General features: G+C 64.0%; 17 protein-coding genes. 4 read left to right on the forward strand and 13 right to left on the reverse strand.

Features of this window, described 5'->3' with window-relative positions:
• Positions 1-286: 286 nt before the first annotated feature.
• Both FFS45_RS26035 and FFS45_RS26040 read right to left on the reverse strand, forming a co-directional pair.
• On the reverse strand, positions 287-2,701 hold the full coding sequence (locus FFS45_RS26035; protein WP_137957570.1) for a glycoside hydrolase family 31 protein: 2,415 nt from the start codon (positions 2,699-2,701) through the stop codon (positions 287-289).
• Positions 2,702-2,744: 43 nt separating this feature from the next.
• A complete protein-coding gene (locus FFS45_RS26040; protein WP_137957511.1) occupies positions 2,745-4,013 on the reverse strand; it encodes an MFS transporter in 1,269 nt (422 codons plus the stop codon).
• A gap of 575 nt (positions 4,014-4,588) precedes the next feature.
• Between FFS45_RS26040 and FFS45_RS26045 the strand changes: the two genes are divergently transcribed.
• Entirely contained in the window at positions 4,589-5,095 is a 507-nt protein-coding gene (locus FFS45_RS26045) for a copper-binding protein (RefSeq protein WP_137957512.1), read from the forward strand.
• Between the two features lie 4 nt (positions 5,096-5,099).
• Here FFS45_RS26045 and FFS45_RS26050 read toward each other — a convergent pair whose 3' ends face one another.
• Positions 5,100-6,263 (reverse strand): metallophosphoesterase, encoded by a 1,164-nt coding sequence (locus FFS45_RS26050; RefSeq protein ID WP_137957513.1) that lies wholly within the window; start codon positions 6,261-6,263, stop codon positions 5,100-5,102.
• A 418-nt stretch (positions 6,264-6,681) separates the two neighbouring features.
• On the opposite strand from FFS45_RS26050, the gene FFS45_RS26055 reads away from it, so the two are divergent.
• Positions 6,682-6,993 carry a hypothetical protein gene (locus FFS45_RS26055; protein WP_137957514.1) on the forward strand — a complete coding sequence of 104 codons (312 nt, stop codon included), beginning with the start codon at positions 6,682-6,684 and terminating at the stop codon, positions 6,991-6,993.
• A gap of 22 nt (positions 6,994-7,015) precedes the next feature.
• Here the strand turns inward: FFS45_RS26055 and FFS45_RS26060 are convergent, their stop codons facing one another.
• Positions 7,016-7,600 (reverse strand): malonic semialdehyde reductase, encoded by a 585-nt coding sequence (locus tag FFS45_RS26060; protein ID WP_137957515.1) that lies wholly within the window; start codon positions 7,598-7,600, stop codon positions 7,016-7,018.
• A 141-nt stretch (positions 7,601-7,741) separates the two neighbouring features.
• On the opposite strand from FFS45_RS26060, the gene FFS45_RS26065 reads away from it, so the two are divergent.
• Positions 7,742-8,332, forward strand: coding sequence for an alpha-ketoglutarate-dependent dioxygenase AlkB (locus FFS45_RS26065; RefSeq protein WP_137957516.1), 591 nt, complete (start codon positions 7,742-7,744; stop codon positions 8,330-8,332).
• 5 nt (positions 8,333-8,337) lie between these two features.
• Here the strand turns inward: FFS45_RS26065 and FFS45_RS26070 are convergent, their stop codons facing one another.
• The 9 genes from FFS45_RS26070 to FFS45_RS26110 all read right to left on the reverse strand — a co-directional run bounded on the left by FFS45_RS26070 (position 8,338) and on the right by FFS45_RS26110 (position 16,486).
• A complete protein-coding gene (locus FFS45_RS26070; protein ID WP_137957517.1) occupies positions 8,338-8,772 on the reverse strand; it encodes a universal stress protein in 435 nt (144 codons plus the stop codon).
• 479 nt (positions 8,773-9,251) lie between these two features.
• Positions 9,252-10,190, reverse strand: coding sequence for a malonate decarboxylase subunit epsilon (mdcH, locus tag FFS45_RS26075; protein WP_137957571.1), 939 nt, complete (start codon positions 10,188-10,190; stop codon positions 9,252-9,254).
• Positions 10,190-10,960, reverse strand: coding sequence for a malonate decarboxylase holo-ACP synthase (locus tag FFS45_RS26080; protein WP_212745761.1), 771 nt, complete (start codon positions 10,958-10,960; stop codon positions 10,190-10,192). The genes mdcH and FFS45_RS26080 overlap by 1 nt, the downstream gene beginning before the upstream one ends.
• A complete protein-coding gene (mdcE, locus tag FFS45_RS26085; protein WP_137957519.1) occupies positions 10,960-11,775 on the reverse strand; it encodes a biotin-independent malonate decarboxylase subunit gamma in 816 nt (271 codons plus the stop codon). The genes FFS45_RS26080 and mdcE overlap by 1 nt, the downstream gene beginning before the upstream one ends.
• Positions 11,772-12,656: a biotin-independent malonate decarboxylase subunit beta gene (locus FFS45_RS26090; protein WP_137957520.1), complete on the reverse strand. Its 885-nt coding sequence runs from the start codon at positions 12,654-12,656 to the stop codon at positions 11,772-11,774. Before FFS45_RS26090 ends, mdcE begins: the two co-directional genes overlap by 4 nt.
• On the reverse strand, positions 12,653-12,958 hold the full coding sequence (locus FFS45_RS26095) for a malonate decarboxylase subunit delta (protein ID WP_137957521.1): 306 nt from the start codon (positions 12,956-12,958) through the stop codon (positions 12,653-12,655). The genes FFS45_RS26090 and FFS45_RS26095 overlap by 4 nt, the downstream gene beginning before the upstream one ends.
• Positions 12,946-14,016 (reverse strand): triphosphoribosyl-dephospho-CoA synthase, encoded by a 1,071-nt coding sequence (locus tag FFS45_RS26100; RefSeq protein WP_137957522.1) that lies wholly within the window; start codon positions 14,014-14,016, stop codon positions 12,946-12,948. The genes FFS45_RS26095 and FFS45_RS26100 overlap by 13 nt, the downstream gene beginning before the upstream one ends.
• A 2-nt stretch (positions 14,017-14,018) precedes the next feature.
• Complete coding sequence (gene mdcA / locus FFS45_RS26105) at positions 14,019-15,698, reverse strand: malonate decarboxylase subunit alpha (protein WP_137957523.1); 1,680 nt, start codon at positions 15,696-15,698, stop codon at positions 14,019-14,021.
• An 8-nt stretch (positions 15,699-15,706) separates the two neighbouring features.
• The gene (locus FFS45_RS26110) at positions 15,707-16,486 is read right to left on the reverse strand and encodes a GntR family transcriptional regulator (RefSeq protein ID WP_137957524.1); all 780 of its coding nucleotides are present in this window, start codon (positions 16,484-16,486) and stop codon (positions 15,707-15,709) included.
• A gap of 82 nt (positions 16,487-16,568) precedes the next feature.
• On the opposite strand from FFS45_RS26110, the gene FFS45_RS26115 reads away from it, so the two are divergent.
• Entirely contained in the window at positions 16,569-17,867 is a 1,299-nt protein-coding gene (locus tag FFS45_RS26115) for an MFS transporter (RefSeq protein WP_171029758.1), read from the forward strand.

Genomic DNA, 17,867 nt, shown 5'->3' on the forward strand with positions numbered 1-17,867 from the left:
GTTTCGAGCCTGGCAGCGGCGCGTTACTACGGACAAGTGCACGGGGACGACTACGGCGCGCACCGTCTGGCCGGATGGCAAGACGGCGGCAGGGATTAGACTGGCGCGGCGAGCTTGCCGATCAGGCGATTGAGGCAATCGAAGATCGATAACTGCTACTGTCCAAGATGGGTATTCCGGTTAGACGTGTGGACGGATTTTAGGCAATGGCATGACCCGAAGTCAACCGCTGGGTCATGCCGTTGGGTCATGCCGCTGGATCATGCGGATATGTCATGCCTGCCAGTCACGCCGCGGGCAAATCGAGAACCAGCCGGGTCCAGGCTTGAGCGCGTACCTCGCTGCGAAGCGTCGCGTTGCTCACGGCAATGCGGCGGGCATCGGCGGCGGGCAGCAACACTTCCACGGAGTCGAACGGCCGGCGCCAGTCTCCCGACCAGTCCACCGCGACGGTAAGCGTTGCCGCATCGCTCGCGACGCTGACCTTCCAGCAACCGTACGCGCCGCTGCGCCAGGCCTCCGATTCGCCGTCGTCCTCGAAGCATTCGCCTTGCGCGATGCCCGCGCCGCGATACGGCGCCACCATGAAGCCGCGCTGCTCAGCGGGCCGCGCGAAGTGTTGAGACGCGACGTTAAGCGGTACGACGCTGCCTTCGCGAATCAGCATGACGGGTTGCTCCCACGGTGCCGGCAGTGTCACTGACTGACCGCCTGCGAATGTTTCGCCGCTCCAGTACGAGACCCATCCCGCGTCCGCCGGAAGCCACACTTCGCGCTCTGTTTGCCCCGGCTCGACAACCGGCGCAAACAGCAGAGATGCGCCGAGCATCATGTCGTCGCCATCGGCATAACATGCCGGATCGTTGGGGAACTCGGCAAAAGTGGGGCGCAACACGGGCTCGTAGCGCTGTGTCGAGTCCCACAGCAGATGGTACAGATACGGCAGCAGGCGATAGCGCAGCTTGATCAGGTCAGAGACCTGACGGGTGGCTTGCGGATGCATCCACGGTTCGTTGACCGTGCCGTCGTCGTTCCAGGAGTGGATGCTGAAGCGCGGCATCAGGATACCGAACTGAATCCAGCGCACAAACAGTTCGGCTTCGGGCGCCGGACCCGAAAAGCCGCCGATATCGTGCCCGATGTTCGACACGCCCGATAACGCGAGTCCCAATCCCATCTTCAGGTTATAGCGCAGCGTTTCCCACGACGTGTAGTTGTCTCCCGACCAGGTCTGCACATAGCGATGCATGCCGACCCCGCCCGAACGCGAGACGAGAAACGGCCGCTGTTCCGGCGCATACGCGCGTTGGGCATCACGCGAGGCGCGCATCATCAGCATGGTCTGCAGTACCTTCGCTTCGCGGGCGGGGTAGGGCTTGCCGAAGCCGTGAGCGATGGCGTCCGGGCTCCAGATTTCGAATTCGTTGTTGTCGTTCCACGTCGACGCAATGCCATAGCGCAGCAGCGCATCCGTTACGTGCGCGCGCCACCATGCAATCGTGTCCGGGTTCGTGAAGTCCAGATAGGCGCCCACTTCGTCCCAGAACTGCACCCACGCGGGCCCGCCGTCGCGAGCGCGGATCAGCAGCCGGTCGCGCGCCACCTGTTCGAACTCCGGATGGTCGCGCAGCAAGCACGGCTTGATGTTGGCGCACAGGCGCACGCCCTGTTCGAGATAGCCCTGCACGAAGCCGTCGATGTCGGGGAACTTGTCGTGGTTCCAGTTGAACACGTAACGCTTCGGACCGATCGACGTATAGCCTGACGAGAGGTGGAACGAGTCGCACAGGATGTCGTGTTCGCGGCAGCGCTCAATGAATTCGCCCATGCGTTGCTGGGCATCGGGTGCGTCGGTGTAGCTCATCGTCGAGCCGGAGTAGCCGAGCCCCCACTTGGGCATCAGGGCCGGGCGGCCGGTGAGCCACGTGAAGCGCCGTACGGCGGCGAGCGGCGTGGCGGGTGAAGCGATGAAGTAGTAGTCGAGGTCGCCATGCTCGGCAATGAAATGGCGATAGTGGCCGTGATAGTTGTCGAGCTCGCGGCCCATGTCGAACGTGCAGTCGGCCAGGGTGTCGTAGAAAAGGCCGAAGCCGAGCGCCGCCTCGCGCTGCCACGTGAGGTAGAAGGGGATGTGCTTGTAAAGGGGATCCGTGCTCTTCGCGCTGTAGCCCATCGCATCGATGTTGATCATCTCGTAGCGCTGATTGGCGCGATCGAGCGATCCGGCGCGTTCGCCGAGACCGAGGTACATCTCGCCCGCCTCGCGGCGCACGTAGTGATAGACGCGCTCGTCCCACCAGCCGAAGTTATACGCCTGCGTGGCGCGGTCCTGCAGCACCCGGCGCCAGCCTTCGCCGCTGCGCAGTTCCCATGTGCAGAAACCGCCTTGCAGCGTGACGGTGAGCCTGATCTGCGTGGTTTCGATGCGCAGTTGCACGCCGTCCGAGTGCTGGCTGAAGGGCGGCAGGCGATAGCCCGAGAGGTCGAGGCGATCGCGGCCTTCGATGGCGACGTCGTCGAGCCCCGGCGCGATCGCCCAGGTGCGCGGGCCGCGAGCCTTGCCATCGGGCAGCACACGCACGCGCACGATATCGTCTTCCAGCACGAAGATTTCGATCACAGCGCCCGCGGCGCTGTTCAGGCGCACGAGATTGCCCGACGGCTCGGCGGGTTCGAAAACGGGGGGATGCAACAGCGACATCATCGGACTTCCTCAGTTTGAATAGGTGGCCGCATCCGGCGGCTCAGGCATGCGCCAGCTTGCGTTCGCTTTTCGATTGGCCGCGTATCAGCACGACGAGCAGCGCGGCGCCGATCAGATCGAAGGCGCCGAGGCAGGCGAATAGCGGTCCATAGCCGACCGTATCGGCCAGCGCGCCGACCACCAGCGAAAAGCTCAGGCCGCCGATCCACGCGGCCATGCCCGCGAATCCGCTGGCGGTGCCCACTTCATCCGAATCGAACACATCGGCGCTCAGTGTATTGACGAGTGCGGAGATCATCTGATGGGCAAAGCCGCCCACGCAGAATAGCGCGATCGCCTCATACGGCGACGCGACGAGGCCGATACAGGCCGGTCCGATCATCATGAACGCACCGAGGATCACCCCCGCCACGCGTGACCAGACCAGCGGAATGCGGAAATAGCGAATCAGGAACGGCGACAGATAACCGCCGAAGATGCCGCCGAGGTCGGCCGCCAGAAACGGCAGCCAGGCGAAGATGGCGATCTGTTTGAGATCCATGTGACGCACGGTCACGAGATAGAGCGGGATCCAGAAGCTGAAGGTCTGCCAGGCCGGTTCGGCGAAAAAGCGCGGCAACGCGATTGCCCAGAAGCGGCGCGAGCCGAGAATCTCGCGAACCGGGCGTTGGCTGACCGGCCCGAACTGGGTCTGGCCGTCCTGGATCAAGGCGAGCTCTTTGCGGGACACGCGCGGATGCTCGGCCGGCGAGCGATACAGGGCATACCAGAGCGCGGCCCAGACGAAACCGAAAGCCCCGGTTGCCATGAAGGCGGCCTGCCAGCCGAAGCGCAGCGACAGGAAGATGACGACGGGTGGCGCGAGCAAGGCGCCTAGCGAGGTGCCGGCATTGAAATAGCCGACCGCGACCGACTTTTCCTTGTCGGGGAACCATTCTGCGACCGCCTTCATGCCGGAAGGAATCGCGGCTGCTTCGAACAGACCGAGGGCGCCACGCATCGCACCGAGCGACAGCCAGCCGGTGGCAAAACCGTGCAGCATGCCGGTGAACGACCACAGCGCGGCGAACAGCGCAAACCCGAGCCGCAGGCCGATCATGTCGACAATCAGCCCGCACACCGGTTGCATGATCGTATAACCGATCTGGAACGCGCCTACCACGTACGAATATTGCTTCGTCGTGAGCGCAAATACGTGCTTCAACTCCGGCGCGAGGACGGCCAGGGAATTGCGCGCGAGATAGTTCATGATCGTGCCGAGACACACCAGCACGATGATCCACCAACGTAAGCCTTTGATCGTTTTCAACGCTGTCTCCATCCTGTCTGATATCTGTTTTGGGGCGGCGTGCCGGTCGGCCTGCCGGCCCGGTTCTTGATGCCGGGCTCTGCTGTCGATCTGATAGGTCATCGCATGACTTTATATCGGATCGGTTGGTCAGCGAAGGCAATTTATACCAAAAAGTGGTAAAAACTGCCGCTATCTGCCGGTTAAAGTCATATGACAACCGATGTCAAGGCCGCTTAGTCGCATCCTATGTTCGCAAACGAGCGCCGTCAAGAGCCATGCTGTTCGTTTGAACACAAAATGAACAAATTGACGTTTCCGGTCCCATTCGGTCTGATATGACGCAGTTTGGGCACTGTGCTATCTCAAATCATCATCTCAAATTAAATTTGGAGTCCGAACCTTGACAGGGTCCATCCCGGAAAACACACTTGTTTGCGCCCTGAATCAAGTCATGTAACCCACACGCATGGGGCGAGCGAGGCGGGTGCCCTCCCATATAAGCCGGCGTGAACGCTCCTGGTGACCGGGGGGCGGTCCTTACGCGCCAGCCCGCAGCTTGATTCTCTTTTCCTGATTACCTGATTGAGGATTGTATGAACAAGAAAGTCCTCGGCGTCGTTGCCGGTGCATTGATCGCGGCAACGCCGCTTGTTTCGTTCGCGGCCGACTCACTGCCCGTCGCGTTCGAAGGCAGCAGCGTGTTGCAGGCCGACGGCGTCGTGAAGAGCGTGGACGAGGCGCATCATGCCGTCACCGTGATCGACGCGCATGGCGGCGAGGCATCGTTCACTGTGACGGATGCGAGCGGCCTTGCCCATATTCAGCCCGGCAGCAAGGTCCACGTCCGCATGACTCGTAGCGCGCTTGTCAGCCCGTCACGCGGCGCTGTTGCGTCCCAGTCGTCGTTGCAAAACGTCACGGCCGAGGTCGTAGCTGTCGACCGTGCTTCCGGCGTGGTCGAACTGAAGGGTGCGAATGGCGCCGTGTTCCATATCCAGGGGAGCGATCCGCTGAAGCTCGCCAACCTGCAACCGGGTATGCATGTCGACGTGGCCTATGCTCCGCAAGTAAGCGTGGCAGTGGCGCCCGCCGCGCAGTGAAACCTCAGCCTGCCTCACCCGGCACCAGACGCAGCCGGGTGATCTCCGAAGGCGCGCCAAGCCGTTTGGGCGGTCCCCAATAGCCGGTGCCGCGGCTCGTATAAACCCACAGTCCGTTTAGCCGTGCGAGTCCTGCCGTGAACGGCTGCTGGAAGCGCACGAAAAAATTCCACGGAAAGAACTGGCCACCGTGCGTGTGGCCCGACAACTGCAGCGTGAATCCGGCTTCGGCGGCGGCTTCGGCCGAACGCGGCTGATGCGCCAGCAGTACTTTAATAAGCACGTCGCCAGGCGCACCCGCGAGCGCAGCGACTGGGTCGCTGCGATGGGCGGGGTCGAAATGAGCCGCGGAATAATCGGTGACGCCTGCGATAACCGCTCGCGCACCCTCGTGTTCCAGCACCACGTGCTCGTTGAGCAGCACGCGCAAGCCCAACTGGCGGAATTCATCAATCCACGCATCGGCGCCGGCGTAGTACTCGTGATTGCCGGTGACCAGATAGGCGCCATGCCGTGCGCTCAGGCGCGAGAGCGGCCGCGTGTGGTCGCGCAACTGCGGCACGCTGCCGTCGACCACGTCGCCGGTCACGGCGATCAGATCCGGTTTGAGGCGGTTCACCGCATCGACAATCGCGTCCACGTAACGGCGCTTGATGGTCGGTCCGACGTGAATGTCGCTGATCTGGACGATGGTGAAGCCGTCCAGCGCTTGCGGCAGATCGTCGATCGGCACGTCGATCGTGACAACCCGCGCACGGCGCCGCGCATTGATGAGCCCCACTGTTGTTGAGAGCAGCGCGAGGAGCGGCACAGCCGCCGCGGAACCGGTGCGCCAGCTCGCCATCGGAATGGTGCGCGGCCAGATCGCATCGACCGTCACAAGCGACGCCAGCGCCAGATCGCGTGCGAGGGTCAACACCAGCAATGACGAAAAGAAGCCCATTGCCAGCAGGCCGACCCACGCGAGCCGGTCAGCCAGCGGCTGCTGTTCGATGGTTCGCGCCAGCATGCCGAGCGGGATCAGCAGAACAGACAGCACGAGCCAGAGCGCCGCCAGCCATCGCCCGATCGGGTCGACGGGCAGGTCCGGAATGATTCGCAAACCGACGTAGATGTGCAGCAGGACGCCAATGCCAATAAAGCGAACAAGAAACGATGAGCGGCGCATAGAGAGGGATGGGGCAGAAGGGGCCGGACGCACGCGCAAACGCGGGGCGCGTCTGGTGCAGCTTGGCCGGCGTGGCAGATCATTCTACCGGCATGTCATCACGCCTGCCGGAGTGGCCCACGGTCCGTTGTTCTGGCCCGGCCGGGATCTAAAACCAGGGTGCAAGACGATTCGAAGCCGGCGTCGGATTGCAGCGAGCAAGGCCGTCCCGCTGCTCCCGGATACCCAGGAAAGATCTAATTAAACATCTTTTGAATTGTTCCTGCGCGTGGACTATTCTCAAAGTGAACCGTGCTGCAACCGGTCCCGCGACTGCCCCGTGCCTCGTGTGCAGATTTGCTGCAGATCGCCTGGCACAACGGTTGCACCGCGTGGTTCGTTCTATCGCCCGTTGAGAGCGCGATGCAGGAGACGCATCATGAAACTGACCAGACCAGGCCACCATCCACACCACGTTGGCTATGAGGGAAGTCATGTGATGTTGCCGATGGTGGGGTTGTCGCTGATGGCAATCGGCTTGTACTACGGCGTGCGCGGTCTCGACATTTCCGAACTGGGCCGCGATGCGCTATTCGACGTGGTGATGGTGTTCGTGGCGCTCGGCATTGCGGGGCTCTTCGGCGTCGCCGCGGCATGGTTGCGCTCGCGAGGCGACGAGGCCGAAGAGGGATTCTGCTTTGTCGGCGCGCTGATCGGCGCCGTCGTGTTTTACGTGGCGCTTTTCGCCTGAAACCGGCGGCGCGCCTGATGCATCAGAGAATCTGTGCGGCTTCGTCGAAGCTAAAACGCGGGCTGCGCGCGAACAGTTTAGACGGGTCGCCATAACCGAGGTTGATGAGGAAGTTGGACTTCACCGTGGTGCCCGCGAAGAACGCCTCGTCAACCTTGGCCGTATCGAAACCCGACATCGCACCGGTGTCGAGTCCAAGCGCGCGTGCCGCCATGATCAGATAGCCGCCTTGCAGCGTGGCATTGCGAAAAGCGGTGTCGGCGATGGCTTTTTCGTTGCCGGCAAACCAGCTACGCGCATCGGCATGCGGAAACAGCTTCGGCAGGTGCTCGTAGAAAGCCATATCCATACCGACAATCACCGTAACCGGCGCAGCCATGGTCTTCTCGAGATTGCCTGCGGAGAGGGCGGGGCGCAGCTTTTCCTTGGCTTGTGCGGACTTCACGAACACAAAGCGCCCGGGGCTCGAGTTGGCCGAGGTCGGTCCGAGCAGGACGAGATCGATCAACTGCTTGAGAAGAGCGTCGTCGACCGGTTTGGCTTGCCAGCCGTTGTGCGTGCGTGCGGTGCGAAACAGTTGATCGAGTGCGTCGTCGGAGAGCGTCATGATGGTAAATCCGCTGGAGAGAAAAATTCGGAGACGATAGAACGAGAGCGCAAGGCTGTTGCGTGGCCTGCCGTTGCAGTTCGCTTCATAATAGCCAGGCTCGTTTCTATCCGCGCGCAGGCGCATGCAACATGCTATCTCATGAACGATCTGTTCGACGATCTTCCCACCCCCGAGGTTGATTGGTATCCCGACTGGCTTGCGCCAGAGACGGCCCGGCAAGCCTTGGCGCAACTCATCGACGAGGTCGCGTGGAAGCAGGAGTCGATGGGCACGCCAGGCGGCCGCGTGCCATTTCCGCGTCTAACCGCCTGGCAGGGAGAGGCAGATGCGGTCTACGTTTACTCGGGGATTCGCAATGTGCCGCAAGCGTGGACGCCGACGGTGGCCGAACTAAGGGCGAGTGTCGAAGCGACCTGCGACTGCCACTTCAATAGCGTGCTGATCAACCGCTATCGCAACGGCATGGACAGCATGGGCTGGCACGCCGACCACGAGCGTGAACTGGGCGCGCAACCCGTGATTGCGTCGGTGAGTCTGGGCGTGGCCCGGACTTTCGATCTGCGGCACAACAGGACGGGGGTGGTGCAGTCGTATCAGCTCAAGGGCGGCAGCCTGCTCGTCATGCGCGGTAACACGCAGGCGCAATGGCGCCACCGGGTGCCGAAGAACCCTCGCGTCACCGGCGAGCGGATCAATCTGACGTTTCGCTGGGTGATGGCAGGACGCTAGCGGCGTCAGTTGACGGCGGTGACCGGTACCCGGGAGATACTCACCAGGCGGTCGAGCACGCTGCGGTTCACGAGCCGCGCGACGGCGTGAAACAGGTCCCTGCGGGGCGCCGAGACGACGATTTCGTCGCAGTCGTTTTGTTCTGCGCAATTTGCGATGGTCGGCACCAGCGGGCCAACCCTGACTTCCACCGAATATTTGACGCCTGCGTCTTCGAGAATTCCCTTGGCGCGGGTGAGTGCGGCCTCGGCATAGGCATCTTCAAGGGCGCGCAATCGGGAGAGGGGGTAGAAGGCTTCAAGACGCGTCGATTCGAGCGGGGGCTGCACATTCACCAGGACGATTTCGGACGCACATCGTTCGTTGTAGAGGAACGCAGCGTGCCGGACGGCTTGCAGCGAGCGCGCCGACTGGCTTACGGGAACCAGTAGTTTTAGCATGATCGGTTGTCCATCAGTTGACCGTGGGATCTGTCTGCGGGAGCGCAGCAGGATCAATTACAGCGTAGCGACTACCGCGTACCGGTCATCTAAAGAGTGCGGGAAAACGCATAAAAATCACATCAAAACGTGGCTCGAAATGGGGGCTGGAAACCCTCGGCTTGTGGTGGATATGCCTAATGAGTTGGCAGGGGTGCTGGTTTTATATCGAAATTGACATATGGAGTGGCGCAGCCGGAGGCAGTGCATAAGAGAAATAAAAAATATAACTTTATGCGCATAACTTCCGACCCAAGCGCGTTGCTCCGCGTGTGATTGATCCAAGGCTATTTGTCACGTCATGGCGTGATAGCTTTGCGTCCAATTTGATTCAAATTTGATTAGCACTGCTGTGCAAATGGCGCAATAAAGGCGGCTTGCTGAACGAAGCACTGCCATTGCGCGCGGCGCCGCAGAAAATTTTCGTGGCGTAGCGCGCCTCAGCGCCCGCCCGCCGCAAGCCTGCGCCGTACGGTTGCAACCCATTGCTCGGGCGCGATATTGCTGGTGGCAATAGCGATTGTCTCCGGCCAGCTCTCGCGCACAAGGTCGGTCAGCACCTGGCCCGGCGGTGCTTCAACCACGACCGTTGCGCCCATTTCGAGCGTGACAGCCAGCGCGTCGAACCAGCGAACCGTGTAGCGCATGTTGGTGGCAAGATCGTCGCGAATGGCCTGCGCGTCATACAGCGCCCGGCCGCGGCGATTGCCGACATAGATACCGCGCGGTGTGTGAAAGGGTATGTCGCGGGCGTAGTCAGTCAACTGGTCCGCGGCATCTGCAAGCAATTCGCAGTGTGACGGCACGCTCACGGCTAAACGCGTGGCTTTGCGCGCACCGCTGGCAAGCGCTCGTTCGATCAATGCCTCAAGGGCGGCGTCCGCTCCGGCCATGACAATCTGTCGCGGCGCATTGACGTTGCCGATATACACACGCGGCAGCCCTTCTTTGGCCTGCTGGGCAGCGAGCTCTTCCACTTGCGGCTCGGTCAGGCCGGAAATGGCAGCAAGGCCATAACCGGCCGGATACGCTGCCTCCATCAACTCGGCCCGTTTGCGCACCATGCGCAGGGCGTCCGCGAAACCAAGCGCTCCGCAACTGACCGCCGCGGCGTAAGCGCCCACGGAGAGTCCCGCACTGATGTCGGCCACGAGCCCGGCATCGGCAAGCACGCGCACCATGACCACGCCTGCCACCAGAAGGCCGGTCTGGACCGCAACCGTGGAGCGTAGCGCATCGGGTGTGTCGAGTGCCAGCACTTCGGTGCCGAGCACTTGCGAAGCTTCGTCGAGCGTCTCGCTTACCACAGGGTGCTGCGGCAAGCGATGCAGGTAGCCGGTCGATTGGGCACCCTGGCCCGGGAACTGACAGGCGAGCATCATGCTTGCGCAGGCGCTTCAAATGCCGCTTGAAGCGACGCTTGCGCAGCCGACGAGGCCCACGGATCTGCGAGCAATTGCGGTCCTTGCGCATGGCGTGCCATCACGCGTGTTTTGCCCGCGGCCCACTCGGCGAGGGCGATTCCTCCGGCAGGGGTTTCGAGCTGAGCATCAACCCGGATACCGGCACGCTGAGCATGCGCTGTGAGTTCGGACAGCATCTGCACGGCGTTCTCCCGGGAGAGCTTCTGGGGCGAGCGAATCAGCAGGTCCAGATCGCTTGTCATCGTGACGATGGGTGTGCCGGTCGCGAGTTCGAATCCCACGCTGCCCGTGGGGCCCCATGAAAACGCGCAGAGCGATCGCGCGTCGCGGCGCAAGGCGGCGAGCAGGGCGAACGCGGGCAGGGCGCAGCGCGTGAGGTCCACAGGTGTGCCGGCGGTGAGCTCCTCAGGGCGGATTGCGGCTTCGATATCGGCGGTGTCGGCCCATGTGCCGTAGCGTTGGGCGCGGCCGCTGCCGCGTACACCGACGGCGATGAACCCAGGCGCGGCCACGGCCCGCCTGACTACCGCGAAAGGCGCGCGGGCGAAGGCGGCGCGGACCCAGTCCGGCTCGCCGTCGAACGAGGGCAAGCGCAAGAGGCGCAGCAAGTCATGCGCCTCCCAGTGGCTGCTCTCCCGGCACCCGGAAACGATGCCGGCCGCAGTGCCAACCGGCCGGTCCGATGCCACTGAAACAGACCCGGCAAACGCCGCGGCCGCGCACATCACGCCGCGTCCCATTGTTCCGCGAGCCGCCGCCGTACTTCGACCGAAGCCGCGCGGGTCTTCTTCGCGGTGTCGGACTGCAGCCGATGCGCGAGACCAGGTTTGTCCGTGCGTGCGCTACGCACCGAGTCGCTGAGCACTCGTCGCACCTGCTCGATCTGGCCAGCGCTCGGGGCATCGGCGTCGATGCCCTCGATCAGCTCGTCGAGCAGTCCGAGTTTGGCGAACGAGGCCATCGAATACGACATCGGCACAATGGTCTCGCTGAGCGCCTCAAGTGCTTCAACCGTACGGCGCGTGACGCGGGCGGCGGCCTCCTTGCCCATCGCATGCACCATCGTGCCGGGGGCGTCGAGTGCGACGATGCGGTTGGCCTGATAGCCGTGCGCGAGGAACGCACCGGACATCGCCGGCCCGACGATCAGCGCGACCACCGGATGGCCGGCGTCGCGTGCCGATGCGTATGCATCGACGGCTGCCGCGCAGGCCAGATGAATGCCGAGCGTCTCTTCCCGGTAGCCGTAGGCCTGGCTTTTCACATCGACGATGGCCACGATCGGGCGGCGTGTTGCGCTCTGCGCATCTGCGGCGATAACCTCGCGCACGGCACGCGCGAGCTGCCAGCCTTGTTCGAGGCCGACGACATTGTCGGTGGCGCGCGGAAAGCGGTTTTGCGGATCGGGCACGACCGTGATGAAGCGAGCGGTCTCATCGCCGAGCAGCGCGTCGCCGCTCCACACCGGCGCTGCACTGGCAGGCTCGCCGGCAAGTGCGCGGAACCAGCGGGCGCCACGGGTCAGGGAGGTATCGTTCATGCTTCCTCCGTTGAGGATTGCAGCGCGGCGTTTGCAAGAAACACGCTGCGCATGGTTTCAGGGGTGACGTTGGCGGGATCGGTTTGCGCGAGCCGCTCGAGGTAGGCCGCGACCTGCTCGGTGCGGTGTGCCGCCGGCACGCCCTGCACGAACGCGCGCTGCACCGCCGCGCGCAGCGCATGCGGCTCGTCTTCGACGAGGGCGTCCGCGAAGCCGGTGAGAGCACGCTGTTCACCGCCGATCAGTTGCCACACATGACGACGGTCGCTCGAATCGAGTTCGTCGATACCGGCTTCCTGTTCGATCACTTCCGGCCCGTTCATGCCGAGCCGACCCTGCTTCGTGACGACCAGGTACGAGCACAGCGCGGCGGCGAGCGACATGCCGCCGAAGCAGCCCACCATTCCCGAGATCACGCCGACCACCGGCACATGCCGGCGCAGCGCGACGATCGCAGCCTGGATCTCGGCGATCACGGCGAGGCCCAGATTGGCTTCCTGCAGGCGCACACCGCCGGTTTCGAACAGCACCACGGGGCGGACTGGTTTGCCGCGTTCGCAATCACGCAAGGCGAGCTCGAGCGCCGCGGCGATCTTGCTGCCGGACACCTCACCGATACTGCCGCCCTGAAACGCCGACTCGATCGCTGCAACCACAGCCGGTTCGCCGTCGATCGTGCCGCGGGCGATCACGCAGCCGTCGTCGGCCTGGCAGACAATGCCCTGGAGCGGCAGCCACGGAGACTCGATCCGGTCGAACGGTCCGAGCAGTTCGCGAAAGGTGCCGGGGTCGAGCAACGCACGGGCGCGTTCGCGGGCTGACAACTCAATAAAGCTGTCATGCAGCACGGGTGCCGCCTGAGAAATCGCAACCGTGCTCATGCCTGATCTCCCTGTTCGGCTTCCTCTAGTGCTTCGGCAAGCCGCAATGCCACTACACCGGGCGTGGCGCCGAAATCGTTCATCTCGATCTGCGCCGCGCCGTCATAGCGTGTGAAAAAGCGGTCGAGCACGCTCTTCCAGATATGGCTGTAGCCATCGACGCTGGTGCGCACGACCACGTGCGCGGCCATCGTATCCGCCGGCGACAACAGCACTTCGAGGTCGCCCGAGCCGACCACGCCGACATGCGCACGGGTCGTGACGGCGCGTTGCGCCGGGTAATCGAATGTCAGATGTTCCATGAGGCTTGGCTCCCGCCGGTGCGCTGATGCACCAGCATGTCGATAAAGAGGGTAGCGGCGAGCAGATCGGCTGCGCCGCCGGGGGATGCGTTGAGGGCGAGCAGCGCGCGGTCGAGCTCGGCAAGCGCGCTACGGCCCGCGGCGCTGGCGCTGCCGCCGAGTTCGAGCACGCGGCGCGCACCCTGCTGGCCGGCGTGCAAACCGGGCAGGCCGGCGCGGTGCAGCAGACAGGTGTCGTCGAGCGAACTCATGATGGCGAGCAGCGCGTCGAGGCGGGCGGCGTTTTCGTCGCTGCCGCTGGCGCGCGCCGCGAGCAGTGCCGGGAAACCGGTGGCGATCACGTGCGGAAAGCCGTCCTGCGCTTCGCGGCGCGCGCCGCCGACCTGATAGCGCTGTCGCGCGCGTTCGCCGTTGCTGTCCGGGGCGGCGGCGAAGCGATCCGGAAAGCAGGCAATCTGCGCGGCCAGCGTGCAGACCTTTGCGGCAAGCGCTATGCGCGATGCTGCGGGCTCGCGTGCCTGAGCGGCGTAGCCCCCGGCGTTTGAGCAGCGGGCGACGGTCCGGGCGTCGTCGTCGCGACGCGCCAGCGCCGCACCTGCCACCAGCAGCCCGACGATCCAGATCGCGCCGCGATGCGCATTGCTGCCGCCGGTGGCGCGCATCATTTCGTGCTCGCCGGCACGGCCGATCTGCGCGAGCTCCGCGCGCAGGGTGGCGGACGGCGCGCTGCGGCGCGCGGCACGAGCCAGCGCGACGAAAGTGGCTTCGAGCGCATGCGCGGAGCGCAGCATGGTGGCGAGATCGAGATCGCGATGGGCGCCACTGCCGCGCCGGTCCACCAACGCGGGCTTCGGCGTGAGTTGCGCTTCTTCGATCAGCGCGGTAACGGCGAGTTGCGCGAGCCATGCATCGTCGGCGCCGCTTTCCCGCCAGGATTCCACCGCATGGGCCGATCGCACTTCCTTCGATGTGTCGCCCGGCGGCGTCTGCGCCAGTGCGGATACCGAAGCGCTCGACCCTCGTGTGGCCATGAATGGCACAAGCGCGGGTGTGGCCATGATTACCAGCTCCGGAATTGTGCCGGCGGCGCATACAGGCCGCCCGACCAGGTGACGAGGTCGTCGATACTCCGCGCGGCCAGCAGCGAACGTTTCGCTTCGCCGCGCCGGATACCGAGATCTTCCGGATACGCGACAATGCCGCGCCGGCGCAATTCAGCGGTCTTTTCCGGCTTCGCGCGCAGGCCGATCGGCGTGACGCCGGCCACAGCGGCAAGCGCCGCGCGCCGTTCCTCGATGCCCTCGGCCTTGTGCAGATGCGCGATGCCTTCTTCGGTGACCACATGACTGACGTCGTCGCCGTAGATCATCACCGGCGCGACCGCCATGCCGCTCTTCGCGCCTACTGCCACGGCGTCGAGTTCGTCGACGAAGGTGGGTTCGCCGCCTTTCTTGTACGTCTCGGCGAGTTGCACTACCAGCTTCTGCCCGCGTGAAACCGGCCCTTGATCCTTCAGCAGCTTGAGCCAGGCTTCGCTCGAATGACGCCGGCCGCGCGGATCGTGTCCCATGTTCGGCGCACCGCCGAAGCCGGCCAGCCGCCCGCGCGTGACCGTCGACGAATTGGCGTCCGCGTCGAGCTGCAGCGTCGAACCGATAAAGAGATCCACACCGTACTGCCCGGCCAGCTGGCACAGCACGCGGTTCGAGCGCAGGCTGCCATCGCTGCCGGTAAAGAACACATCGGGACGCGCCTCGATGTAGCGTTCCATGCCCACTTCGCTGCCGAAGCAATGCACGCTGTCGACCCAGCCCGATTCGATGGCGGGAATCAAGGTGGGATGCGGATTGAGCGTCCAGTTGCGGCAAATCTTGCCCTTCAGGCCGAGCGCCTCGCCATACGTCGGCAGCAGCAGTTCGATGGCCGCGGTATCGAAGCCGATGCCGTGGTTAAGCGAGGTCACGCCGTACGCTTCATAAATGCCGCGAATCACCATCATCGCGGTCAGCACCTGCAGATCGCCGATATGACGCGGATCGCGCGTGAAGAGCGGTTCGACCGCGAACGGCCGGTCGGCCTGAACGACCACGTCGACCCACGAACCCGGAATGTCGACACGCGGAAGTTCGTCGACGATTTCGTTGACCTGAACGATCACGATGCCATGCCTGAACGCAGCCGCTTCGGCGATGGTGGGCGTGTCTTCGGTATTCGGGCCGGTGTACAGATTGCCGTGCCGGTCTGCCTTATCGGCGCACAGCAGCGCGACATGCGGCGTCAGGTCGACGAACATCCGCGCGTACAACTCGACGTAGGTATAAATCGCGCCGATTTCCAGTTGCCCGTCTTCCAGCAGTTGCGCCACACGCAAGCTCTGCGGGCCGGCGAACGCGAAGTCGACCTTGTGGGTGATGCCACGCTCGAACAGCGTCAGATGCTCGGGGCGGCTGATGCTGGAGATCAGCAGATGGACGTCGTGGATTTTTTGCGGATCGACCTTGGCGAACGAGCGCGACAGAAAATCGGCCTGCTTCTGGTTGTCGCCTTCAAGGGCGACGCGGTCGCCGGGGCGGATCAGTGTTTCCAGCGCTTCGACGATGCGCTCCGTGCGCAGCACGCCGTCTTCCAGCCAGGGCGCGATGGCGGCGAGCCGCCTTGCCTTCTCGTCGCGCAGTGTGGTCCAGGAACGTGCGGGGGGTGTGCCGGCGGATTGGCGGGATGGTTCGGCTTGGGGATTCATCGACGGATTCAGCTCCCTGAAGGTGGGGTACGCGTGCGCTTCGCACGCGGCTTGCGGCCGTTGGCGTGCGCGGCTTCTGCCTGCGCGCGCTCGGTCAGGAAACGGTGCAGCAGATCGCCGGTGCTGAGCAGATGCTCGGTGACCAGCGAACGTGCCGCGGGGATGTCGCCGCGGCGCACGGCATCGAGCAGCGCGGCGTGTTCGTGATCGGACTCGTCCTTGTACAAGGGCAGGCCGAACTTGAGGCGCAGATAACGCTCGCCGCGACGATGCAGCGTGGCAATCATCTCTTCGAGCTGGGGCCGCGCAGCGGGCGCATACAGGCTCATATGAAAGGCCTCGTTGCGGGCGACATAGAGCGAAGAGTCCAGCTCGCTCTCGGCGGCACGGCACAGCTTTTCTGCCTCGTCCAGCGTGGCCGCGGTGTGCCGCGGAATGGCGAGGCCGATGGCCAGACTCTCGAGCGCCGAGCGAATCTCGTAGATTTCGCGCGCTTCGTCCGCCGACAACGGCGCGACCGTTGCGCCTTTGTGAACGGCGACCTTCGCCCAGCCTTCGCCTTCCAGTTGGCGTAACGCTTCACGCACCGGAATCGCGCTGACCGAGAAGTGGCGGGCGATCGCATCCTGCCGCAAGGGCGCGCCGGGGGCCAGCGTGCCTTCGATAATCGCGGCCCTGAGGGCGTCTGCGATCACGCGTGACGTGCTGGCCCGCGGCTCGGCCGCTACGGGCAAAAAGGGGACGCGCGCTGCGCTGTCCAGGGGAAAACCATCGGTTGCATCGTTCATAAGTTCAAATATTATATATGAAATGACGCGTATTGCACGGGGAAATACATACACATTCCAACCGCAGGGCCGGAGGAGCATGATGAATTCGATTACGGACCGCGCGCATGCCGCGCGGCATCGCACGCCGCTTAACCGCTCGCAGATTGCGGGCTTCTGGGGCGCATGGGCGGGCTGGACCCTCGACGGGATGGATTCGTTCATCTACGCACTCGTCCTCACGCCCGCGCTGACTGAACTCCTGCCGCGTTCGGGTTATGCGGCGACACCAGCCAACGTCGGCCTGGCCGGCTCGATCCTGTTTGCGCTGTTTCTGATCGGCTGGGGACTGTCGTTCATCTGGGGGCCGTTGGCCGACCGCTTCGGGCGCACCAAGGTGCTGGCAGGCACGATCTTCACGTTCGCAATCTTTACCGGACTCTCGGCCACCGCCCACAACGTCTGGGAACTGGCTATCTTCCGTTTCATTGCGGGGGTGGGGATAGGCGGCGAATGGGCGCTGGCGGGCACCTATGTGGCCGAGGCCTGGCCGGAGGACCGCCGCAAGATGGGCGCAGGTTATCTGCAGACCGGCTACTACGCCGGCTTTTTTCTCGCGGCGGCACTCAACTACACGATCGGCGTGCACTACGGCTGGCGCGCCATGTTCCTGACCGGCGCGGTGCCGGTGGTCGTCGCGATCCTGATTCTGCTGCGCGTGAAGGAGCCGGAGAAGTGGCAGAAGGCGGAGGCAAACACGGTGCGCAGCAAGCCGTTGCGCGAGATTCTTGGTCCCGTGTATCGCCGCCGCACCTGGGTCGCGTGCGCCTTGTTGACGATTGCGATCATCGGACTGTGGGCCGGAGCGGTGTATGAGCCGTCGGCGGTGATCCAGCTTGCGACGCGTGCGGGGATGGCCAGGCCCGATGCAATCCGGACCGCGTCGATTGCTACGGGCTTGCTGTCTATCTCAACCGTGCTCGGTTGCCTCGCGCTGCCGCCGCTTGCTGAGCGAATCGGCCGTAAGAAGACCTTGGCGATCTACTTCGCGGGCATGGCGGTGGCGATCACCGGCAGCTTCGGCTGGTCGTTTTACATGCCCAACGGGCTCGTGCCGTTTATTGCCTGGCTGTGCGTGCTGGGGTTCTTTGGCGGAAATTTCGCGCTGTTCAGCTTGTGGCTGCCGGAACAGTTCGAAACCCGCGTGCGGGCGACGGCGTTTGCGTTTTGCACTTCGTTCGGGCGCTTTGTCGGCGCGGGTGTGAACTTCCTGTTGGGAGCGGCGGTGCTGAATATGCATACGCTCGGGATACCGGTTGCACTCACGGCGCTCGCGTTCGTGGTCGGGCTTTTTATCATTCCGTTGGCGCCGGAGACGAAGGGGGAAGTGTTGCCGCAGTGA

The sequence above is a fragment of the Burkholderia sp. 4M9327F10 genome (genome assembly GCF_005503145.1).
Classification (GTDB): Bacteria; Pseudomonadota; Gammaproteobacteria; order Burkholderiales; family Burkholderiaceae; genus Paraburkholderia.